The following is a 19,221-nucleotide window of genomic DNA, read 5'->3' as shown; positions in this document are numbered from 1 at the left end:
CAGAACCGCGATCCAGGACATTTACGGACATTTCATGCTAGCCTCCGAGAGACATTTACAGACATCTACTGTCGGGTAAGAGTTGGCGATCGAAGTGAACGAGGCGCTCCGACGCGCTCTGTACAGCGCGAACCTCACTGCGCAGGACCTGGCGGCGACGCTGCACGTCGACCCGAAGACCGCGGACCGATGGGTACGCGGCAATTTGCCGCATCCGCATAGCCGCGCGGCGCTGACCCAACTGCTAGGTGTCGACGAGGAGGTCCTCTGGCCCGAGCTCCGGAAGCTCGCCGAGTCGCGCCGCTCGTCGGCCGAGATCGCCGGCATCTACCCGCGCCGTACGACCATCGGCCAGAAGGGCTGGCTGTCCTTCTTCGAGTCGGCCGAGTCGGAGATCGGCATCTTGGCGTACAGCGCGCTGTTCCTTGCGGAGGACGCCCGGATTGTGCGATTGCTCCGGGAGAAGAGTCGCACCGTACGCATCAGGATTGCGCTTGGAGCGCCCGACAGCGTGAACGTGATCGAGCGGGGAGCGGAGGAGGAGATCGGCGAGGCGATGGCCGCGAAGATCCGCAACTCGTTGGCTCTGCTCGGGCCGATGTTGCGGGAGGAGGGAGTCGAGTTGAGGCTGCATGACACGGTCTTGTACAACTCGATCTATCGCTCGGATGGCGATCTGCTGGTCAATCAGCATGCGTACGGGGTTCCGGCGGCGCGATCGCCGGTATATCACTACCGTCAGTCTGCCCAGAGCGAGATGTTCGACTCGTACGCGGCAAGCTTCGAGGCGGTCTGGGCGAAGAGTTCGCCGCAGTCAGTCGGCTGACCAGGCTGTTGCGGTGGTGGTGGGCCGTCGTAATGTCGTGCGGGTGATGAGTGCGACGGATGCAGAGTTGTTGGCTGGTCGGCTCTTGGCCGACGAGTTGCCTCGACGGTGGTCACACACGCAAGGTGTGGCGGCACGAGCGCGGGGTTTGGCGGGCATCTTGGGTATGGACGCCGAGCTGATCGTGGTCGCGGCCTACCTGCACGACATCGGCTATTCGTCAGCGGTGTGCTCGGCCGACTTTCATCCGCTCGACGGCGCCAGGTACCTGCGGGACGAACTTGATGCCGCTCCAGTCCTCTGTCAGCTGGTCGCTCATCACAGTGGCGCTCTCGTCGAAGCTGAGGAGCGCGGGATTGTGGATCTCGCGCGCGAGTTCGCGGTACCAGATCGGAGTCTGCTTGATGCGTTGACGTACTGCGATCTGACATCAGCCGTCGACGGTGTTCCCGTTGGTGTCGAGGAACGGTTGAACGAGATCCTGAGCCGTTACCCGCGTGAGCATGTCGTACACCGCTCGGTGCAGCGATCGAGCCCAGCTCTACGTACGGCGGTACTGAACGTGCAGCACCGCTTGGCGGCTTAGTCGAAGTAGAGCGTTGCGTTGGGGTCCAGGTAGTGGTTGATCCGGCGGCGCATTGTCGCGTTCATCTGGAGGGTGTCGAGTTCGGTCTGGGCGATCCAGCGGACTCGGGTGCTCTCGCTGCTCGGTGTGGGCGTACCGCCGGTTGCTCGGCCGCGCAGCAGGATCGAGAACTCCTGACGGGCTTCGCCGTTGCTTGTGTACAGGATGATGTGCTTGGGGTCGGTGTAGATGCCGAGTACGTCGAGGATTTCGCAGTCGATGCCGGTTTCTTCTTTGGTTTCGCGCACGCCGGCCTGTGACAGCGACTCGCCGAGATCGATTCCGCCGCCGGGCAGTGCCCAGTTGCCGTTGTCGGAGCGTTCGATCATCAGGATCTCGCCGACGTCGTTCTCGATCACGACGTTGACCGACGGGACCATGCTGTTCGCGGTGGGCGCGTTCGGATCGTCGTAGTAGTCGATTCGCCGCGGCATCAGGACTCCGTTGTCGTCAGGATTCGGTCATCGGGGTTGCGTCGGCCCAGACTCGTTCGAAGCTGTCCAGGTAGTGGCCGGCGAGTTCGCCGCCTGGGATTTTGCGTAGTTGCCAGAGCGGTGCCTGCGCGGCTGGCAGTCCGTAGATGTGGGTGTTCACGAAGAGTCGGTCGTCGGCGCGATAGATCGAGTTGTACAAGACGGTACGGTGCAGGCGAAACTCGATACCAGGTGCGCTCAGCAGCCCGCCGTACAGCACTTGAGCGTTGCGGATCTTTGCGGCGATGGCGTCGCCGATGCCTTCTTCTTCGCTGCGTTCGGCGATGTGTACGTCGTCCGGATCGCCGAGCAAGATGCGTACGCGAGCGCCCGCCTTGCCCTTCTTCCGAAGCACACGCTGCAGTCCCGAATCCTCCGCCAAGAAGAGCCCGGCGTACACGAGGATGCCGATGTCCTCGTTGCCGTCCTCGAACAGCTGCCGCCACTCGTCCGCGGGTACGTCCGCGCGGTGTGGATAGATGCGGACTACTTCGCTCTCGGCCAGCGCGGCGGCCCGGTCCCGAGTGAGGGCGTCCGGCCACAGGTACGATTCGTCACGACTGAGCCGAACCGCCAGGCGGTGGCGATTGCGCGGGAACGGGACGATGGCGCCCACGACCCAGCGCTCGACGGACTTGACGTTGACGCCGAGCTCCTCAGCGAGTGCATGATGGGTAAGGCCCTGTTCCACCATCGCGGCACGCAGTCGTTCGTTTGGCACGAGTCCTAACCTAAGACATTTCGGGACATTTTGAGCTGAACCAAGACGTCTGGAGATGTCTCGTTATGCCGTGACGCTGTCCGGCGGGTGGCGGGCAGGCTTGCCCTGAGACTCCCGAGGAGGGTCATGACGGGCAGGCCGAGCTTCGCGTTCGAGGGCAGTACGCAGCCGCGGCGGCGCAATGATTTGCTGCGCGCCGCGCGTGGCGGGATGTCGCAGGGAAAGCTTGCTGATCTGGTCAGCGCCGAGATCTACCGCGCGACTGGACAGACGATGCTCGTGACCGCGAAGTCGATCTCGGACTGGGAGTGTGGCTGGTACACCTGGCCCTCCGCTGAGGTCCGGATGGCGCTGTGCTCGATCTTGCGCAAGTCGGAGCCGTCGGAGTTGGGTTTCTACAAGCGCCGGGTCGCCACGAAGCAACTGCCGGTACAGCCGGTCTCGCTCCTGGATCTCACCACCGATCACTGGCCGGCCGCGCAGTCAGAGACGGTGCGCGTGCCGGGCGGCCGGTCGTACGCGGGTGTGGATCGCCGCGCACTACCGCGAGGTGGAGTTGCCGGGGGAGGGCTGGCTACTGGTCGACCCGGGCAAGGACGCGGGCGCGCCACTGAGTCGGCCCGACCGCCGCTCTTTGGTCATCGCAGTCGATCATGAGCGGCGGTTCTACGCCTTGGACGGGCGCCGCTTCGTCGACCGCGCGGGCCGCCGTACGGGACCGCAGCCGATCTCGACGGCCGCACTCCTCGACGACCTCACGACGGGCATCATCTGGGCGGCAACGAACACCGATGTCGCCCTGCTCGCCGACGACGCGCAACTGGTGAGCAGCCAAGGACGCTTGGCCCATCACGACGGCCGCCGCACCTCTGATGTTGCGTTGAGCGAGGTTCCGACGCTCAACGCGGTGGCCGGCCAGTGGCTGGGGTCACGGTTCTGCGCACGCCACATCACGCGCAACCTGGATCGGTTGTCGGGGCAGCCGTTCTTCTGGACGCGCGAGAACCGCGGCGAGGAGGCGGCGTCGTGGCTGTTGTGGCGGCACAAGTACGAGTACCTCCGCCGTACATCGCGCTGGTTCCCGCAGATGCGAAGGGCCTTGCGCGTCTCGGAACTCGACGTGGCGGCGTCGCCCCGGTACGAGCGTGTGCTTCTTCTGCTCGCGGTGGCTTTGATGGAAGTCTTCGGGATCACCGTCGAGTTCAGCCCTGAGCCCGAGCACGCGGAGGTTGAAGGATTCGTGCTCGCCGGTGACGCGATGGTCGCGAACTGGCTAGGCGGATCCGGTCTTTGGTACGTCGACGCGAGCGCACCTCCGTCGCGTCGGTCAGTATTCAGCGATGTGGAAGCCTCGGTCGCCGCGGAGTCCCTGGTCGCCGAGTCGACCCCACAACGCCGCCTGGCCGCGGTCGCCAGCTATCTCAACATCCCCTGGCCCTGGTTCCACCGCCGCTGCGAGCAACTCGCCGTCGCAGGGGTCGACGACATCGTGCATCCACGCAGCCGCCTCCTGTCCACGCGCGGCCTGAACACCGCGATTCGATACGTTGCCTACCTCAACGACCTCCAGAGGAGCTGACCTTGCGCGCCGCCGAACTGACCTTGGGCCGCACCTTCGCCGTCCACTTCGACCACGGTGACGACTTCTACCCGGCCCTGGCCGAGTTCTGCGCCGAGTACGACGTACGCCAGGGCTTCATCCCCATGTTCATCGCCGGCATGCGCGACGCCCAACTGGTCGGCACTTGCGAGAAACTCGAAGACCCCGACGCCCCGGTCTGGAGCTCCGTCCACCTCGAAAACGTAGAAGCCATCGGCGGCGGTTCCCTCGCCTACGACGAGCAGACCGGCACCGTCCTACCCCACATCCACGTCTCAGTCGGCCTAAAGGCGAACTCGGCAACCGCCCACACCAGCCACCTTCTAGGCGCCAAGATCCAGTTCCTTACAGAGCTCTACCTTGTCGAGGTAACCGCTCCCACCTTCACCCGCCCCCGCCAACCCAACCTCTACAACGTGCCACTACTCACCTTTGACTAAGTCTGCGATGGCCAAGACAGGCTCCTCCGAGGCGACGCTTCGGCGGATGCACCGCACGGGTATCGCGGGCCACAACGCCGTACGTCATTGGATGGGGCGGTCGTAACGACGGGCCAGCCGCCACGCAGCACCTCGATCGTGCGCAGCCACGCGCGATCGAGCTCAGGCAGGTCCATGACCGAGGTCCCCAACTGTCGTCCGGGTGACGAGAGTCTGTCCTCGGCAACGCTGCACCCACGCTCGACGGAGTCAATCGTCGAGTGTCATGTCTGCAACCGTGGCGCCGGACTTTTCGGCCCTTTCCCGGCTGGCATCGGGAAGGGCGTCACACGCCGCCGATGCTGTCTGACCGAGCCTCTAGGGCCTTGGTGCGGTAGTCTGAGTTCGCCCCAGAACACGGCTTACTTTGACTGATATCTATAGCTGACTCTTTCGCCGCGCACACCACAGAATTTGATTTCGGCCATCTGAGTGCCACTTTCATAACACTCGCCTATTAACGGCTGCGGCTTTCCCTTCGATTTTCTGACTCTCGTTGACGACTTTCTCGTCGGGGCATCTGTCCATGCGCACGGTGGCGGACGGACGCGACGATGAGCTGCGTCTTGGCGGGGTTGTGTCCTGCTGTCCGGCATCTGCGCGTTCTTCGTCGAAAGGGAACGTAGATGCCGAAGGACCTGCTGGTCATCGGTCTCGATCTGACCACCGGCCACGAGGTGCAGATCACCAGTCAGCCGCTCGAGTACTGGAAGGCGAAAGGGTATTCCGGCGACCGCAGCCTGGTGTGCCTGCTCTGCCACGAAGGTCTCGATCTTCGAGAGCCCCGCGAGGTGCCCCTGATCGTCAAGGGCCGCATCGGTGGGGCACGACGGCATCACTTCTCGCACCCGCCGCACGAAGCCCCTATCGGCGGGCACGGTCCCGAGAGTTGGTGGCACGCCGAAGCCAAACAACTCGTCGCGACTTGGGCGAGATCGCAACCCGACGTTGCCAAGGTCTCCATCGAACACTGGACGCTTGATCGCCGCCGGCGCACAGATGTCCAGGTCACGTTGCGTGCCGGCGAACGGCTCGCGATCGAAGTTCAGCAGCAGCCACTCGCCGATCAGGCATGGCGAGCCCGGCACTGCGATTACGTGGCTGCTGGCCTGGTCGACGTCTGGCTGTGGCATCCCGGCACAGGGGTTCCGCACGTGGTTTACGCCGATGGACTGCCTGGCTGGACCCTCGACCTCGACAACGCAGCGGTCGGTGTCCAGGTTGGTGTCGCGGCCCGCGACGATGTTCCGCTGCGCTGGCCGCCCGAGCCGGGTGACCGCACCGCATCGATCACGGTGCCGCTGCCGGACATGACCTTGGCCAGCGACGGCCTTCACCCACCGGCGTGGCTGCTCACGCAGATCGCAGCGGCCGCCGCGGCAGCAAGAGACAACGAAGGTGCCGGCACGTCTGGCCCGCGTGTCATGCCTGTGCCCAACCGAACTTCCCGACCGGCGCGTTCCACGGCGCGTACGGCCATCACTGCGCCGGCGATTGATGTCAGGCGTGGCCGGGTGATGCTCTTTCCCGGGGGCATCCGGCCTCCGCGCTCAGAGCGGGTCCTCGTCTCGACGACGCGGCGCGGACATGACATCTATCGCGACGATGCCCTACCGCCGTACGCCAACCTGCCCGGGCCGCCTCGATACATCTGCGACTGCGGACTGGTTCTGCTTTCGCCCGGTGACCATCCCTAACCTCCACACCACCACCGGTGGCCACCTCTGGTTCGGGTCCGCGTTCCCGAGGGTCAGCGGTGGCCACCGAGTTGGGCTTCGGCCACGGTGGTCCATTGGTACATCTTGTGGTCGCGGTTCAGATCGATCAGCGCGACAGCCTCCACGGTCATCTGCGTGGTCCGGGGCGTGTGGCGGGCCAGGGACTCGACCGCGCGCCGCGCTGGGCCGGTGGTGTTGGTGTAGCCGATGGAGACGTGTGGCCGGTAGTCCGGCGACTCGGTGACGTTGTCCTCGCCGCGTACATCGGCGATAGCCGTCCGGATCGCGTCGCGGATCCCGGTCAGTGCTTCGACAGGCTGGACGGGAAGCTTAAGTGCTTCGGTGTCGATCTGGGCAGGGCCGATGGTGATGTCAACCGGCGGGATCGCGGCGAGCCGGCCTCGCGCTGCTTCGACGATTTGGTCGATTGTGCGGCGCTCGGTCTCGTCGGTGAAGCCGATGCCTTGCATGGTCAGGTGAAGCCACCGCAACGGGATCGGGTCGTACTCCGGCAGGTCGGCCAGCGCGGCCGCGTACTGCTGGCCCAGGTCCACGACCGCAGGCGAGTCGGCGAACGTGATGTGCCAGGTGTAGAAGGACCGGCCAGCTCTCCAGCCGGGACGCCAATACCAGTGGTCGCGCAATTCCGTCACATCCGTCATGCGAGCCATCTTGGACCGCCCCCGGCGTATCCGCCGTTCGGGGGCGGCGTGCCTGCGGCAGACGACCGGGCTCACCTGGAGCCGAACCAGGTGAAGTATGCGATAGCCGGTTGCCGTGCGTCCCGTAGGCGGCATGGACGAGTGAGCAACGCTCGACCAACCCGCAGCCCTACCGGTCCGGCGCCGTCGCGGGCGCCGGCTTCCCGCACGCGCGATGCTACGGCTGGCGAGCGACGTGCTGGAGCCAGGATGGCCGTTCGGCACGCTCGCAACCTTCGGATCACAAATCATCAGGTACCGGAATCTGTCCTCGTTCAAGGGAGATCCGGGTCGTCGAAGGCGTGTTCGAGGGCTTGGGCGGCGGCTGGGTTGGCGGCTTGGCGGTGTAGATAGATGTCTTGGGTGATGGAGACTTTGGCTTGGCCTAGTTGGTCGGCTATTTGGCGGGCGGTGTGGCCGGCGTCGTCGAGGGCGGTGGCGGTGGTTTTGCGGAGGGCGTGGGAGCGGACCCAGGCGAGTTTGTCGGATTCGGCTGGCTGGGCGGCTTCGTGAAGTTGCGCCAGTAGGGCGTGGTGGTGGTCTAGCTGGATGTCGTAGGTGGCCACGAGGGTCTTGATGAGTTGGTGGTCGACTTTGATGCGGCCGGTTTCGATGAGTTCGATTCTGGTTTGGGGCCAGTCGAGTTGGTGGGCGACCTCCTTGCGGGTCAGGTGGGTCTGGCGGCGGAGGGTCTTCAGGCTTTCGCCCAGATCGCGGCGAGCAGTGCTGCCAACAGGCGAGAGGGCGGTGCGGAGGGCTCGACGGGTGTTGGAAGGGTCGCGGTAGCCGCCAAGGGCGTCGGCGAAGATCGGCTCGTCGAGGCGGATGCCGGCGGCGTGTCTGGTGCGGAGCATGGCGATGGCCCATTGGGGCAGGCTGAGGACGCGTTCGCCGGCTCTGGACTTGGTGATCTTGCGGACGAGACCTTCGCCGGGGATGCGGGCGATGGTGTGGGTGATTTCGACAGTGCCGGCGTCCAGATCAACCTGGGACCAGAGGACGGCGAGGGACTCGCCGATGCGTACACCGGTGCCGAGCATGAAGGTGGTCAGGTCGGGGAGGTCGGCCTGGATAGCCGGTTCGTTGGTGGCCAGGCTTGTTCTGAGGAGGGTGACTTCTTCGCCGGTCAGGGCTCGGGGTTGGGACTTGGGCATGCCTTCGATGGTGTCGACTTCGCGGACGGGGTTGATGGAGAGTGCGCCGTAGCGGACGGCGAGTTTCATGGAGCCGGACAGGACGGCGCGGCAGGTCTTGGCGGTGGGTGCTCCTGCGTTCTTCTTGATCTTGGCGAGGACGGCGTCGATGCGTGGGGTGGTGGCTTCGCCGATGCGGAGTTCGCCGAGGGCCGGGCGGATGTGGTTCTTGAGGACGCGGCGATAGGTGACGAGGGAAGTGGGTGAGCGTTTCCCGTCGGCAATCAGTCCCTCGAACCGTTTCTCCCACAGGTCGAGGAGGCGGTTGACCTTGTACATCGCGGTGAGCTCGCCGGACTGGTTGGTCCTGGCGCGGTCCTGGAGCTTCTTCAACAGGGCCCGTTCGGCCGCCGTCTTGGTCTTGCTGTACGCCGAAACCTGGCGCACACGACCGTCGTGGTCGCGGAACTTGGCCTGCGACTTGTACTTGATCGGCTTGCCCTTGTCGTCGGTCGACGTTACCCAGGTCGAGATCTCGCCCCAGGAGCCGAGGGGGATCGGTGGCTTCGCCATGTCAGGCCTCCAACCGGTGTAGTGGTTGGAGGCTCAACGTTGGTGGGTGGCCTGATCCGGCGAGTTCGGCGACGATGCGAAACGATGTGATGTCACGCACAGTTATGGGCACACGAACCGCGATCAGGGTCGGCGAGGCGGCTGTGTGCGGATCACCTTGGAGGCTGCGCGCGGCATTTGAGTGCGTATTGAGTGCGTCGCAGACATGAAGAAGCCCAGGACACTTGCGTGACCTGGGCATTTGTGCGCCGCCAGGGACTCGAACCCCGAACCCGCTGATTCCCTTACAGGGCTGGCGTTTGGTGCTCGTTGCTACTCCGATGTTGCCCGTGACCTGGGAAGGAGCGCTGAGCGCGACGGCGGTTCGGAGTCGTTGGTACTCGTTGCTTCCCGATCAATCCCATGGGGTAAAGCGTGGGGGTGCGGGCCACAGCACATCAGCGGTCGAGGATTCCTGAGACCCAATCTCCACCTGCTCGAAGAGCCTTCAGACGTTCTCGCAGGCCACGTCGCGGCTTTGCCTCAACGGCTACGAGTTCCTTGCCGTATGCAACTGCGATAGCCGAGATCTCGGTGCCCCTAAGGACAACCCTCTGGTACTTGGCAGGCAGACGCTTGTCGTCCTCGCCGTTGCGCTTGTATCTCAGCGGCGGAGCGAGTACCAACTCGCGGTCGGACTGGGCGATCTCGACAGAGCTGTGCTTGACGGCGCCGACGTAGACATCGCCGTTCTGCATGACGACACGTGCGTACGGGATCTCGCCCGGGGGCACTGAGCCTCGGAAGACGTGTACCCATGCGCTCGCCGGTTTGATGTTCGCCGCGCCCGGTCGTCTCTTGAGCACCGAGTTGGTGACCCACGCGGAACCCAGCGCGCCCACCTGTTGCAGGCCGATTCCGAACAGGAGCTGTCGATAGTTGGATGCGAAGTACTTGCGCCCGCCCCCGAGTAAGGTCTCCCCGTCTGGCAGCGACGACGGCGCGATCGCTTTAACGATGGCCACGAGTAGCAGCCCAATGAACGTGAACAGCATGCTATAGAGCACAATCCGGCCGAACTCTCGCAAGCTTGTCTCGACCGGCGCAGCGCGCCGACGTTCGCTGATCAACTCGAAGAAGATCCCTGGCAGTACAAGGAGCAGAAGCAAGACAACGCTAAGAGTGCTGTTGGGAAGCATGCTCAGTTCGCCTAGAAGTCAGGCGGTCCGTCCTTCTCGATCTCTGTACCAGGACTTACTTCCGGGACGCCCTCTTGGTCATCCAGCCCGCGGATGTCCGGCGGACCGCCGGCGGTCATCCCGACGCGCTCGACTGTCGCTCCAGTTGGCTCCACAGACTCTTGTCCTGGCTGATCGGTCGGCTTCTCGTCTGCCATCTGTGCCCCTCCACACATAACGGTCGACTGGTTCGGATCGAGGTTACGCCTGAACCCCGATCACTTACGAGCCCTTGGCGGTCCCGCATCCGCTGCCCATTTCATCGGGCCGGACTGGTTGGCCTCAAACGCCTGATGGCGCCCATCGCGCGATGACGCTGCTGTCTACGCGCTGCAGCCGTCTCCCGAAGTCGTCCAGATGTGCACGGAAGACCTGGCGCGTGACCTTGGCTGTGCGACTGGAAGTGCCCACCGGCAATGTGACCCAATGGCTTTGGGTAACTCGACAGCCAGCGCTAAGCGGCTCCACCAGCAACTCGCCACCGCCACGCGGGCCACCTGAAATGTCACGAGTGACAGCCCGCCGCCCCGGATCGTAGGCCACCACCTCGAGCATGCTGCCGACCCGACCCGAATCGCTCTCCTGAATGAACAGCTGGATCTCACCCAATCCGAGCGGTGTCCCGGACAGGCGCTCGGCGCGAGACGTGCGGTCTGATAGCAGGATCGAGCTCTGTGGATCTTCGAGGAAGTTCCACACAGTGGCGGGATCGTGCGGCAGCTCGATTGTCACAGCTTCGTGGACGTGCACGGGTGTTGCGCTGAGCCGGGCCACTTCCCAGCGAAAGCGCGCCTTGCCTTTCATCTGCTCCACAACGGCTCCCCCCGGTCATTTGCATCCCACTGCCAGCTTCATCGGCACAGCCGGGTGCTGCGTTACGAGTCAGCGGCTGGGGGCTGTTCGGCGCGCCCGAGCATGGGCACCGAGGCCGAGCTAGGAGCGTCGAATCCGCTGATTCCCTTTGCCTTGTCGACGCTCGTGCCGTGTCTCGCCAGCCAGCCTCTTCGGCTGCGCCGGGGCAAACCGCTAGCGTTCGGTGGGGAGGTACAGGCGAGACGCTCGGGAGGGGCAGTCGGGTATGGATGAGACCGCGTTCAAGGCGCTTGAGATTTGGGTGGCGCTAGGCCAGGCCGAGGAGCTGGTCGCCGAGGCAACCGAGCGGTCGGCGGGAGGGGAACCGGCGGCGGGAGCGTTGAGGCACGTCCGCTACATAATTAGCGTGCTAAAGGCACATCAAGATGCTTCCGACACCATTCCGTATTCCTCGCAAACCTTCGCGGCTGTGCAATCCGCATTCAACGCGATGATGGGTGAGATTCGCAACTATAACGCTAATGCGAATGTTGGCCACCTGCAGAACGCTGCGAACTATGTCGATGGAATACAGAATGCGATTGGTGCTCTGCCGCCAGTCCCTAAGAGTTCGCAAGCCACCCAGGCGGCCCGAACCTTCCTGGAGTATCGGGAGCTTGTCGATCGCTCAATAGTCGATCTCACCACGAAGATTTCGGAGGAGAGGGAGAAAGCGGTTGAGCTGCATGCTAGCGACAGCGAGCAAGCTAAGGCGCTAAGTGACTCACTTGCTACCCTTGCCATTGAGGTCGAGTCGCTACGAACGAAGATCTCGACGGATGAAACTCGGCTCGATATTGCTCTGACGCAGAACAATGATGCCTTCACGACAAAGCAGACGGAACGCGAGGAACGCTATGAGAAATGGCTGAGCGATCAGAGCAAAGCGCTGCTGTCATCCGCTAAGCCGACAATGGACAAACTCCAAGAGATCCAAGGTGACGCAGATAAGCAGCTTGATGCCGTGAAGGTACTTAGGGATGACGTCGAGAAGGTGTCGGGCAAAGCTGCCGCGGCTGTGCTCGCGCGCGACTATGGATCGTACGCCACTAGGGAATGGATCTCGGGAGTCCTGGCCTACTTCTTAGGCTTTGTACTGCTCGTGGTTGTCGCGGTTTATCTCGTTCGGACGGTTGGTCGAATTGACATGAATGCGAAGCCCTCGTGGCAGTTCGTCGCCCTCAAGCTCGGCTTGACCTTGACCGCGGCAACCGCAGCTGGAGTCGCATTTCAGTTTGGTTCCCACGCCCTCTCGCGCTCGAACATGAACAAGCGTGTCGAGTTGGAGTTGCGCGCTGTTGGTCCGTTCTTGGCTGATGTCGATGACCCTGAAGCTGTAAAGGCTGCAAAGCTGGCTTTCATGGAACGGATGTTCGGGCGGGCGTGGGAAGCCAACGGGTCTGCACCGCAGATCAAGGAATCCAAGTCGGGTGCGCCGGACTCGACCCTGATTGCGAAGATTGTTGAGGAAGTAGTTCGCCTTCGGCCCGGAGGTTAGCGATTCCCGACCGAATTCAGAACTCCAAGCACCCAAGCCCAATCGAACCTCTCCGCGGTCTCGGCTCCCGTCCCTGATGCAACCGGGTCGATGGAGTTGGTTGCGCCGCTGGATGGGTCAATGACGCTTATCCCTGCGTACCGAAGGACTGCGAGTGAGGCGAGCCAGGCGGGATGACCAGCGAGGTCCTGTTTCGCGAATGGGACCGCGACGGTAGGAGTTTGGGCCCCGATTGCTGCGCACAGAGTCGTTAGCGGGTAGGTGTGTGCGTTGCCATTCGCCCAGGCGTTGAGGGTGTTGAAGGTCATCGGGACGACGGCGATCGCGTCGGGCGGTGGGGTGCGCCTCGGCTCGTCTGGGGTGCGATTGCCGGTGATGACGGGCGCATCTCCAAGGTCCTGGTCTGCGAGCCATGGCATTGCCGCTTCGGTGGGGATGACGTAGGGGTCCCAGCCGTTGGCTCGGGCGGCCTTGACGCCGTCTGCGGTACGGGAGGCGAGGGGCGCACCGCAGACGACGATGTACAGGGTTCGGTCGGTCACGCGAGTACTCCTGCGCGGGTAGCGATAGCGGTCAGGGACGGGCTGGGTTTGCGGGAGCGGCGGAGGAGTTCGCGTACCAGTTCGCGGGCGATGGTGTGGTACTTGATCGACTCGGGAGCTACGCGCTCGGCTGCCTGGAGATGCAGGATCGCCTCCATGTCGTTCTTGGCTTGGGTTTGCGCCCATGCCAGGTCGATGTGGAGGCGGGATCGGCGGCCTTGGAGTCCGGCCGGCATAGTGTCCAGGTCGATTTCCGTAGCGACCCGCAGCACGTTGGACGGCTCCCCGAACTCGGCTGCGACAGAGGCGCGATGGATGAGGACGTTGGTGGGGCCGAACGCTGTCCACCAGTGGTTGCCGTCGTGCGCCAGGAGGTCTCCGAGCTGTCCGGCCGTCGTCAGCCGGTCGGTCGCCGTCGCACGGTCTGAGCGGCGCGCAGCGATGACGGAGGAGATGAGCCACAGGGAACCGGCGAGTGACACCGCGTCGGGCGCGTCCGAGCCGGTCAGCGACATGAGACCTTCGGCTGATCGGACCGCGATCCTTTCCGCGTCGTCGGTGCGCTCGCTGCGGAGCAGTGCACAGACGACCTGATACGCCGCGAGGCCCTGTGCGGCCTTGGATTCGGCAGCCATAGCTGCGTGGGTGGCGCGGTCGGCGGCAAGCCACCCGAGCTGGTGCTCACCCACCTTCGTGAGGAGCTTGGCGGCGGCCGAGTAGACCGAGCATCGCGCAAGGTGGGTCTCCCTGCCGTCGCGGCCCTGGTAGCCGTCGTACGCGTCGGCGGCCCGGATGAGGTCTGGAAGCATCGCCGTCGCCGTGTGGTACTTCGCGGCCTGATAGGCCTGGTGGACCTGCACAGCGCCGTTTCGGAGCTGTGGGAGCGGCCACGGAGCTGCGGGCTCGCCCAGGAGGTGGTGATAGCTCGCCAGTTGGCTGCGGACGGCGTCGACGGCCTTCACGTGCTCTGGCGCGTCCGGCGCGAGAACCCAGTCACGGCCGATCAGGTCGGTTACGTCGATCCGCAGGACGGTTGCTAGGTCGTTCAGGGTGGACAGTCGATCGACACCACGAATCCCACGCTCGACCTGCGACAGCCAGGAGCGCGACATTCCGATGAGTCCCGCCAGGGCGTCTTGCGACATACCGCGTCGCTTGCGGTAGGCCCCGATGCGCTCACCTACGTGCATCTGCACTTCCCCTCGTTGATGTGGTCCCTCTAGTCAACCGCCGATTGGACCGGATAACGCGCACAAAAGTGCGCAGCCTGCCGAGTGCACATCAATCGATCGTTTCGCGCCGACGCTGGACGCATGAACGAGCCGACCACTCAGGAGCTCACCCGCTTAGGCCCTGGCGCCGCTGGCGGGACGCCCTCCGCGCGGGCAACTCTGCGGATGTACGCCGCTGTGAAGGGCGACAACCGTTCCACCTCAGTAGGGGGTACGCCGCCCCGGAGCGCCGCAAGGACAGCGGTCAGCATCTCGGTCCGGGATTGCTCGTGGGCCGCCTCGGTCTCGCGATACCGCAGCGTCGCCGACTTCAACTCGTCACGTAGATCAGTCACCCAACCAGGGTATCGCACCTCGCTTGCGCAACCTTCGCTGAAGCGCTACCGTGGTGCGCACCTTAGTTTCGCTTCATGTTCTGGTCAGGCCCGACAGAGCGACGCCCCGGCGGGTGCAACCGCCGAGGCGTCAGGGCCGGTCCAGTCCCTTCACGAACAGGAGCACAACCCAATGAGCATCATCCACCTGTCGGCCGTCGCTAGCCAGGAACCTTCGGCAGCGGACCTGGCCGGTATCGAGCTGGAATGGCCGCTGATCGCGGCCGAGCTGGACCTCTTGGATGCACAGATCGCGTTCATCAACGCTGGTCCGTACGCGTCCCCGTTGGAAACCCGCCGGGTTCGGCGGGCGCAGCGCCGGGTGTTGGAGATCGGCCGGGAGTTGGGCGACCGCGACCCGGAAACCGAGGGCGCGGCATGACCGCCGGTACGGCTCTGGCGGACCTCGTGCAGGTCGATCTGGGCTGGTGGAAGGTCGCGGGATACGACCTGGTGCAGGTCGTCTCGCCCCGTACGGCGCTGGGGACGGCGTGGATCGTCTGGCGCGGCGATCACGTCTTGCACACCACCGACACGCTGCCCCACGCGGGCGGCTGGGTTGCTAGCCACCTGACGGGAGGTCAGGCGCGATGAGTACCCCGCTTCGTACGTCGTACCCGGTCCCGGTAGAGGACCTGATCCCGGACGCCCGCCGTCTCGCTGCCGAGCTGGGCGAGGTCCCGTCGCAGAACCGGCTGATGAAGCACCTGCGGATCGGCAAGGACAAGGCCAAGGCCGTCCACGCTGCCCTGACCGACGAGCACATCGCCGACCGGACCGAGGACCGTCCGGAGACCCGGCTGCACTCGGTGCCGGACCCGAACGAGACCACCACCGAAACCAAGGTCGCGGCAACGGCTCTTGAGTCTGTTGACGAGGAGTCTTCGCAGGTCGCGCCGCCTGTAGCCCTGGTTCCGGCGCGCCGTGCGGGATGGCTGGGCTGGTTCCCGCGGCTGATCCGGCGCGGGGGCATCTCCCCGGCTCCCAAGGCGACTCCGGACACCGACGCTGAGGCTGGGGCTGAGATGCGCCCCGTCCGATCGTGGCCGGTGCTGCTGCTGGCGCTGCCCGCGTTCGTCGCGGTCTGGTCCGGCTGGGTCGGTCTCGGTGAGCTGACCGGGTTCGGGGTCGTGCACCCGCTGCCCGGCATCGCGGACGGGTTCACGCTGAACTCTGCGATCACGCTTCCGATCGGTGTCGAGACGTATGCCGCGTTCGCGCTGCGGGTGTGGTTGTCCGGCCGGGTCCCGGCCAAGGCGCGCCGGTTCGCCAAGGTCTCCGCACTGTCCGCCCTTGGTCTGGGCGCGTTGGGGCAGGTCGCCTATCACCTGCTGGAGGCCGCTGGCGTTACGGCCGCGCCGTGGCCCATCACCACTGCCGTTGCCTGCCTGCCCGTCGCTGTGCTCGGCATGGGTGCCGCGCTGGCCCACCTGATCCACACCCGCGAGAACGGGGAGAAGTGACATGACCGAGCCGATGAACAACGAGCTGCCTGACCCGATCGACCTGGACGCGCGCCGCGCCCGTCGCGACGACGCGCAGGCCCCGGAGGATTTGGCCGGCGCGCTGGTGCCGGTGTCGCCTGCCGAGGTTGAGCGGATGGACACCGCCTACGAGGTCGCCTTGGACGGCGACACCGACGACGACCCGGCCACGGGGAACGTGCTGGTGCCGGTGGACAAGCGGACGCTGCCGCTGCCGGTGCAGTCGGGTGAGCGGGTGCCGATCGTGCCGGTGCATCTGCGGCCGAAGGCGCTGCCCGCGACGATGCGCCGCGTTGGCGGCCGGGCCGGGCACGTGACGGCGTTCCACGCGGTCCGATCCCCTTGGTATGCAACGAAGTTCCTGTGGTTCGCGGGCCGTGGCCTGTCGCGGCTGATTGGGACGCAGGTGCGGTGGTGGTGGGTGCCGAACTCGTTCGCGCTGGAGCAGAAGGCGGCCGACGAGAGCGCGTTGAAGGAGTGGGAGCGGATCCACCGTCAGCTCAAGGCAACCCGGTTGTGGCGTGGTGGCGTGCTGGCCGTGCAGAACATCGCCGTGACCGTTGGTGCGCTGGTTGGGCTGAACATGGCTCCTGGGGCCGCTGTAGCGGCGGTGCTGGCTGGTTTGACTGCGGTTCTGGCGCACTACGGCCGCCCGGCCGGTCAGACGCTGGTGGGGACAGCTGTGGTCGCGCCCCGGTACCGCAAGCTCAACTCAGACATCGTGCTGCGCGCCTACTACGCCGCCGGACTGGGCAACCCGGACAAGACCGACAAGCAGGTCAACTTCGGCTCGACCATGTCCCGCGACGCGAGCAACACCGGCACCGAGGTTGTCATCGATCTGCCGTGGGGTCTGGGCTGGACGCAGGTCGTCGGCGCGAAAGAGAAGATCGCTTCCGGCCTGGATGTCCATGTGCGGCAGGTGTTCTTGACCCCGGACGACTCGTCCAGCCGTCGCCACAAGCTGTTCGTGGCCGACACGGACCCGCTGGCTGAACCGGCCGGGCGTACCGACATGCTCGACGGCAAGCGCCGCTCGATCTGGCAGCCGGTCCGGTTCGGGCTGGACGAGCGTGGTCGCCTGGTCGGGCTGTCGCTGCCGTGGTTCTCCCTGCTGGTCGGTGCTCAGCCCCGTAAGGGCAAGACGTTCTCCGCCCGGATGGTCGCCCTGCATGCCGCTCTGGACCCGTTCGTGAAGCTGGTCATTGTCGACGGGAAGAACTCCCCGGACTGGCTCGGCTTCAAAAAGGTTGCCCACCGCATCGTTTTCGGTGACGTGCCCAACGTCAACGACCCCGACCCGATCGGGCACCTGCTGGCCGCGCTGGACGAGATCCTGACCCACATCGACAACGTCAACAGCCTGCTCACCACACTGCCGGTCGACGTGTGCGAGGAAGGGAAACTGACCGAGGCCCTGGCCCGCGATCCCCGCTACCCCGAGCTGCGCGTGTGGATTCTGGTGATGGAGGAGTTCCAGAAGTACTTCGAGACCGAAGACCAGGAGATCAACAAGCAGATCGCCCGCAAGCTGTCGATGATTCAGGCGGTCGGCCCGAGCGCTGGTGTGTGGCTGGTGTCGGCGTCGCAGAAGCCGTCCGGCGTCGGCGCGGGCGACGTGGCGCGGCTGTTCAACCGGTTCCGGGACAACCACACGCTGCGGTTCGCGCTGCGCTGCGGTAACCGCGACGTGTCCATGGCCGTGCTCGGTGGCGACGCCTACCAGGAAGGCTTCGACGCCTCCACGCTGCCCGTCGGGGACAAGTTCCGGGGAGTCGGCTACCTGTACGGAGCAAGCGACGACACCCCGACCGTGCGGACCTTCCTGGCCGACGCCAAGGACGCCGACCACATCCTGACCGCCGCCCGCAAGCTGCGCGAGAACCTGAACCTGCTGACCGGCGACGCGGCCGGGGAACAGATCGAGCGGACCAGCCGGGACGTGCTGGCCGACATCCTCACCGTGCTCGGTGCCGACACCGCCGCGCACTGGGAGGCGATCGCCGGACGGCTCGGAGAGCAGATGCCCGAGCAGTACGACGGCACCACGCCGGACGCGATCTCGGCTCAGGCCCGCGCGCTGAAGGTCCCCAGCCGCGACGTGAAACGCGACGGCGTGAACCGCAAGGGTGCCCGCGCCGACGACATCCGGGCTGCGATCGACCGCCGCAGCAACATCAACGGAGCGTAACCATTCCGGCAGGGGTGGCGGGACGGCTTAGGTAGCGGCGTTGCCGCTACCGGTAGCGGCAACGCTACCCGTCCCGCTACCCCACAACCCAGATCTGACCAGGCCGTATATCCGCAGGTAGCGGGTCGCGGCTCAGGCTCCGCACGCCCAAAAACAGCCCTCTGGAGGCTTCCCATGCTGTCCGCCGCCGCTACCTCTACCCTCACCGCCGCTACCCACGGTAGCGGGCAGGGTAGCGCCTCGCTGCCCCTGTCGGCCGATCTGGCCGCGACCCTCCACACCGTCGAGCAGGCCGCCACGGTGACACTCATCGTGACCGCTGCCGCCGCGTTCTACCTGCTGACCTGTGCTGTCTGGCCGTTCGGCAAGTGCCGCAAGTGCAAGGGCGTCGGCAAGTTCAAGTCCCCGTTCGGCAACGCGTTCCGGCACTGCCCGAGGTGTGACGGTTCCGGGCTGCGGGTCCGGCTCGGACGCCACATCATCAACCGCATCCGCGCCACCCGTGGCGCGGGCACCAACACCACCAGCAAGACCAGCAAAGGCGACCGCTGATGTGCGCCGCGCTGGCAGGGCTCAGCCTCCACCCGGCCAAGTCGTGCTGGGTCGAGCTGTGGAACGGCCAACAGGCGCTCGGCTGGGACTACTACGGCACTCCGGTGTTCAAGTTCCGGTGGGCACCCGCAGGGCTAGCCACCCGCCGCCAGCTCCGGGCGATGCGCATGTCACCGGGCGGACAGGAGCCGTACGCGCTGCTCGTGTGGCGCAACGGCAAGCGGTGGGCGTGGCTGTACCGGCTCGACCTCGCCCGCCCGTCCCGCGTCCCGTCACCGGCACAGCTCAACGCGCTCGACAAGGCGATGCAGGCACGCCGCACCTGCCGCAAATGCGGGCGCGTCGAGGCCTACTGCGTGCCCACTCACGACCCGCTCTGTGACACGTGCATGTACGCGTACGAACACGTCACCGCCGCCTAGCCCACCTC

General features: G+C 65.4%; 22 protein-coding genes. 12 read left to right on the top strand and 10 right to left on the bottom strand.

Features of this window, described 5'->3' with window-relative positions:
* Positions 1–82 precede the first annotated feature (82 nt).
* Together HDA44_RS15765 and HDA44_RS15760 are read left to right on the top strand one after the other, a co-directional pair.
* A complete protein-coding gene (locus HDA44_RS15765) occupies positions 83–826 on the top strand; it encodes an XRE family transcriptional regulator (RefSeq protein WP_202887384.1) in 744 nt (247 codons plus the stop codon).
* Positions 827–872: 46 nt separating this feature from the next.
* On the top strand, positions 873–1,412 hold the full coding sequence (locus HDA44_RS15760) for an HD domain-containing protein (RefSeq protein WP_238352462.1): 540 nt from the start codon (positions 873–875) through the stop codon (positions 1,410–1,412).
* Here HDA44_RS15760 and HDA44_RS15755 read toward each other — a convergent pair.
* Both HDA44_RS15755 and HDA44_RS15750 read right to left on the bottom strand, forming a co-directional pair.
* The gene (locus HDA44_RS15755; RefSeq protein ID WP_184835096.1) at positions 1,409–1,885 is read right to left on the bottom strand and encodes an NUDIX hydrolase; all 477 of its coding nucleotides are present in this window, start codon (positions 1,883–1,885) and stop codon (positions 1,409–1,411) included. The genes HDA44_RS15760 and HDA44_RS15755 overlap by 4 nt on opposite strands.
* Positions 1,886–1,901: 16 nt before the next feature.
* Positions 1,902–2,645 (bottom strand): helix-turn-helix transcriptional regulator, encoded by a 744-nt coding sequence (locus HDA44_RS15750; RefSeq protein WP_184835094.1) that lies wholly within the window; start codon positions 2,643–2,645, stop codon positions 1,902–1,904.
* Positions 2,646–3,168: 523 nt separating this feature from the next.
* On the opposite strand from HDA44_RS15750, the gene HDA44_RS15745 reads away from it, so the two are divergent.
* The 3 genes from HDA44_RS15745 (at position 3,169) to HDA44_RS15735 (ending at position 6,421) form a co-directional block, all read left to right on the top strand.
* The gene (locus tag HDA44_RS15745; protein ID WP_184835092.1) at positions 3,169–4,224 is read left to right on the top strand and encodes an XRE family transcriptional regulator; all 1,056 of its coding nucleotides are present in this window, start codon (positions 3,169–3,171) and stop codon (positions 4,222–4,224) included.
* Positions 4,225–4,226: 2 nt separating this feature from the next.
* A complete protein-coding gene (locus HDA44_RS15740) occupies positions 4,227–4,685 on the top strand; it encodes a PPC domain-containing DNA-binding protein (RefSeq protein ID WP_184835090.1) in 459 nt (152 codons plus the stop codon).
* Positions 4,686–5,350: 665 nt separating this feature from the next.
* A complete protein-coding gene (locus HDA44_RS15735) occupies positions 5,351–6,421 on the top strand; it encodes a competence protein CoiA family protein (protein WP_184835088.1) in 1,071 nt (356 codons plus the stop codon).
* A gap of 53 nt (positions 6,422–6,474) precedes the next feature.
* Here the strand turns inward: HDA44_RS15735 and HDA44_RS15730 are convergent, their stop codons facing one another.
* The 5 genes from HDA44_RS15730 to HDA44_RS15710 all read right to left on the bottom strand — a co-directional run bounded on the left by HDA44_RS15730 (position 6,475) and on the right by HDA44_RS15710 (position 10,870).
* On the bottom strand, positions 6,475–7,104 hold the full coding sequence (locus HDA44_RS15730; RefSeq protein ID WP_184835086.1) for a 2'-5' RNA ligase family protein: 630 nt from the start codon (positions 7,102–7,104) through the stop codon (positions 6,475–6,477).
* Between the two features lie 314 nt (positions 7,105–7,418).
* Positions 7,419–8,849 carry a helix-turn-helix domain-containing protein gene (locus tag HDA44_RS15725; RefSeq protein WP_184835084.1) on the bottom strand — a complete coding sequence of 477 codons (1,431 nt, stop codon included), beginning with the start codon at positions 8,847–8,849 and terminating at the stop codon, positions 7,419–7,421.
* Between the two features lie 437 nt (positions 8,850–9,286).
* Positions 9,287–10,027, bottom strand: coding sequence for a DUF6338 family protein (locus tag HDA44_RS15720; RefSeq protein ID WP_184835082.1), 741 nt, complete (start codon positions 10,025–10,027; stop codon positions 9,287–9,289).
* An 11-nt stretch (positions 10,028–10,038) separates the two neighbouring features.
* On the bottom strand, positions 10,039–10,224 hold the full coding sequence (locus HDA44_RS15715; RefSeq protein WP_184835080.1) for a hypothetical protein: 186 nt from the start codon (positions 10,222–10,224) through the stop codon (positions 10,039–10,041).
* 124 nt (positions 10,225–10,348) lie between these two features.
* Positions 10,349–10,870: an SRPBCC family protein gene (locus HDA44_RS15710; protein ID WP_238353073.1), complete on the bottom strand. Its 522-nt coding sequence runs from the start codon at positions 10,868–10,870 to the stop codon at positions 10,349–10,351.
* Positions 10,871–11,144: 274 nt separating this feature from the next.
* Between HDA44_RS15710 and HDA44_RS15705 the strand changes: the two genes are divergently transcribed.
* The gene (locus HDA44_RS15705; RefSeq protein ID WP_184835076.1) at positions 11,145–12,416 is read left to right on the top strand and encodes a hypothetical protein; all 1,272 of its coding nucleotides are present in this window, start codon (positions 11,145–11,147) and stop codon (positions 12,414–12,416) included.
* Here the strand turns inward: HDA44_RS15705 and HDA44_RS15700 are convergent.
* The 3 genes from HDA44_RS15700 to HDA44_RS15690 form a co-directional block, all read right to left on the bottom strand.
* Complete coding sequence (locus tag HDA44_RS15700) at positions 12,413–12,958, bottom strand: flavoprotein (protein ID WP_184835074.1); 546 nt, start codon at positions 12,956–12,958, stop codon at positions 12,413–12,415. The genes HDA44_RS15705 and HDA44_RS15700 overlap by 4 nt on opposite strands.
* Positions 12,955–14,148: a helix-turn-helix domain-containing protein gene (locus tag HDA44_RS15695; RefSeq protein ID WP_272956419.1), complete on the bottom strand. Its 1,194-nt coding sequence runs from the start codon at positions 14,146–14,148 to the stop codon at positions 12,955–12,957. Before HDA44_RS15695 ends, HDA44_RS15700 begins: the two co-directional genes overlap by 4 nt.
* 140 nt (positions 14,149–14,288) lie before the next feature.
* Positions 14,289–14,525, bottom strand: a complete 237-nt coding sequence (locus tag HDA44_RS15690) for a hypothetical protein (protein WP_184835070.1) — start codon at positions 14,523–14,525, stop codon at positions 14,289–14,291.
* A gap of 172 nt (positions 14,526–14,697) precedes the next feature.
* Between HDA44_RS15690 and HDA44_RS15685 the strand changes: the two genes are divergently transcribed.
* The 6 genes from HDA44_RS15685 (at position 14,698) to HDA44_RS15660 (ending at position 19,213) form a co-directional block, all read left to right on the top strand.
* Positions 14,698–14,946: a DUF6284 family protein gene (locus HDA44_RS15685; protein ID WP_184835068.1), complete on the top strand. Its 249-nt coding sequence runs from the start codon at positions 14,698–14,700 to the stop codon at positions 14,944–14,946.
* On the top strand, positions 14,943–15,158 hold the full coding sequence (locus HDA44_RS15680) for a hypothetical protein (protein WP_184835066.1): 216 nt from the start codon (positions 14,943–14,945) through the stop codon (positions 15,156–15,158). Before HDA44_RS15685 ends, HDA44_RS15680 begins: the two co-directional genes overlap by 4 nt.
* On the top strand, positions 15,155–16,027 hold the full coding sequence (locus tag HDA44_RS15675; protein ID WP_184835064.1) for an ABC transporter permease: 873 nt from the start codon (positions 15,155–15,157) through the stop codon (positions 16,025–16,027). Before HDA44_RS15680 ends, HDA44_RS15675 begins: the two co-directional genes overlap by 4 nt.
* Position 16,028: 1 nt before the next feature.
* On the top strand, positions 16,029–18,239 hold the full coding sequence (locus tag HDA44_RS15670; RefSeq protein ID WP_184835062.1) for a cell division protein FtsK: 2,211 nt from the start codon (positions 16,029–16,031) through the stop codon (positions 18,237–18,239).
* 174 nt (positions 18,240–18,413) lie between these two features.
* A complete protein-coding gene (locus tag HDA44_RS15665) occupies positions 18,414–18,791 on the top strand; it encodes a hypothetical protein (protein ID WP_184835060.1) in 378 nt (125 codons plus the stop codon).
* Positions 18,791–19,213, top strand: a complete 423-nt coding sequence (locus tag HDA44_RS15660; RefSeq protein ID WP_184835058.1) for an RRQRL motif-containing zinc-binding protein — start codon at positions 18,791–18,793, stop codon at positions 19,211–19,213. Before HDA44_RS15665 ends, HDA44_RS15660 begins: the two co-directional genes overlap by 1 nt.
* Positions 19,214–19,221: the final 8 nt, after the last annotated feature.

Origin of the sequence: Kribbella solani (assembly GCF_014205295.1) — a bacterium.
In the GTDB taxonomy this organism is placed as follows: Bacteria; Actinomycetota; Actinomycetes; order Propionibacteriales; family Kribbellaceae; genus Kribbella; species Kribbella solani.
Note: the sequence above shows the minus strand (reverse complement) of the source record. Positions and strands in the feature narration are given on the sequence as shown.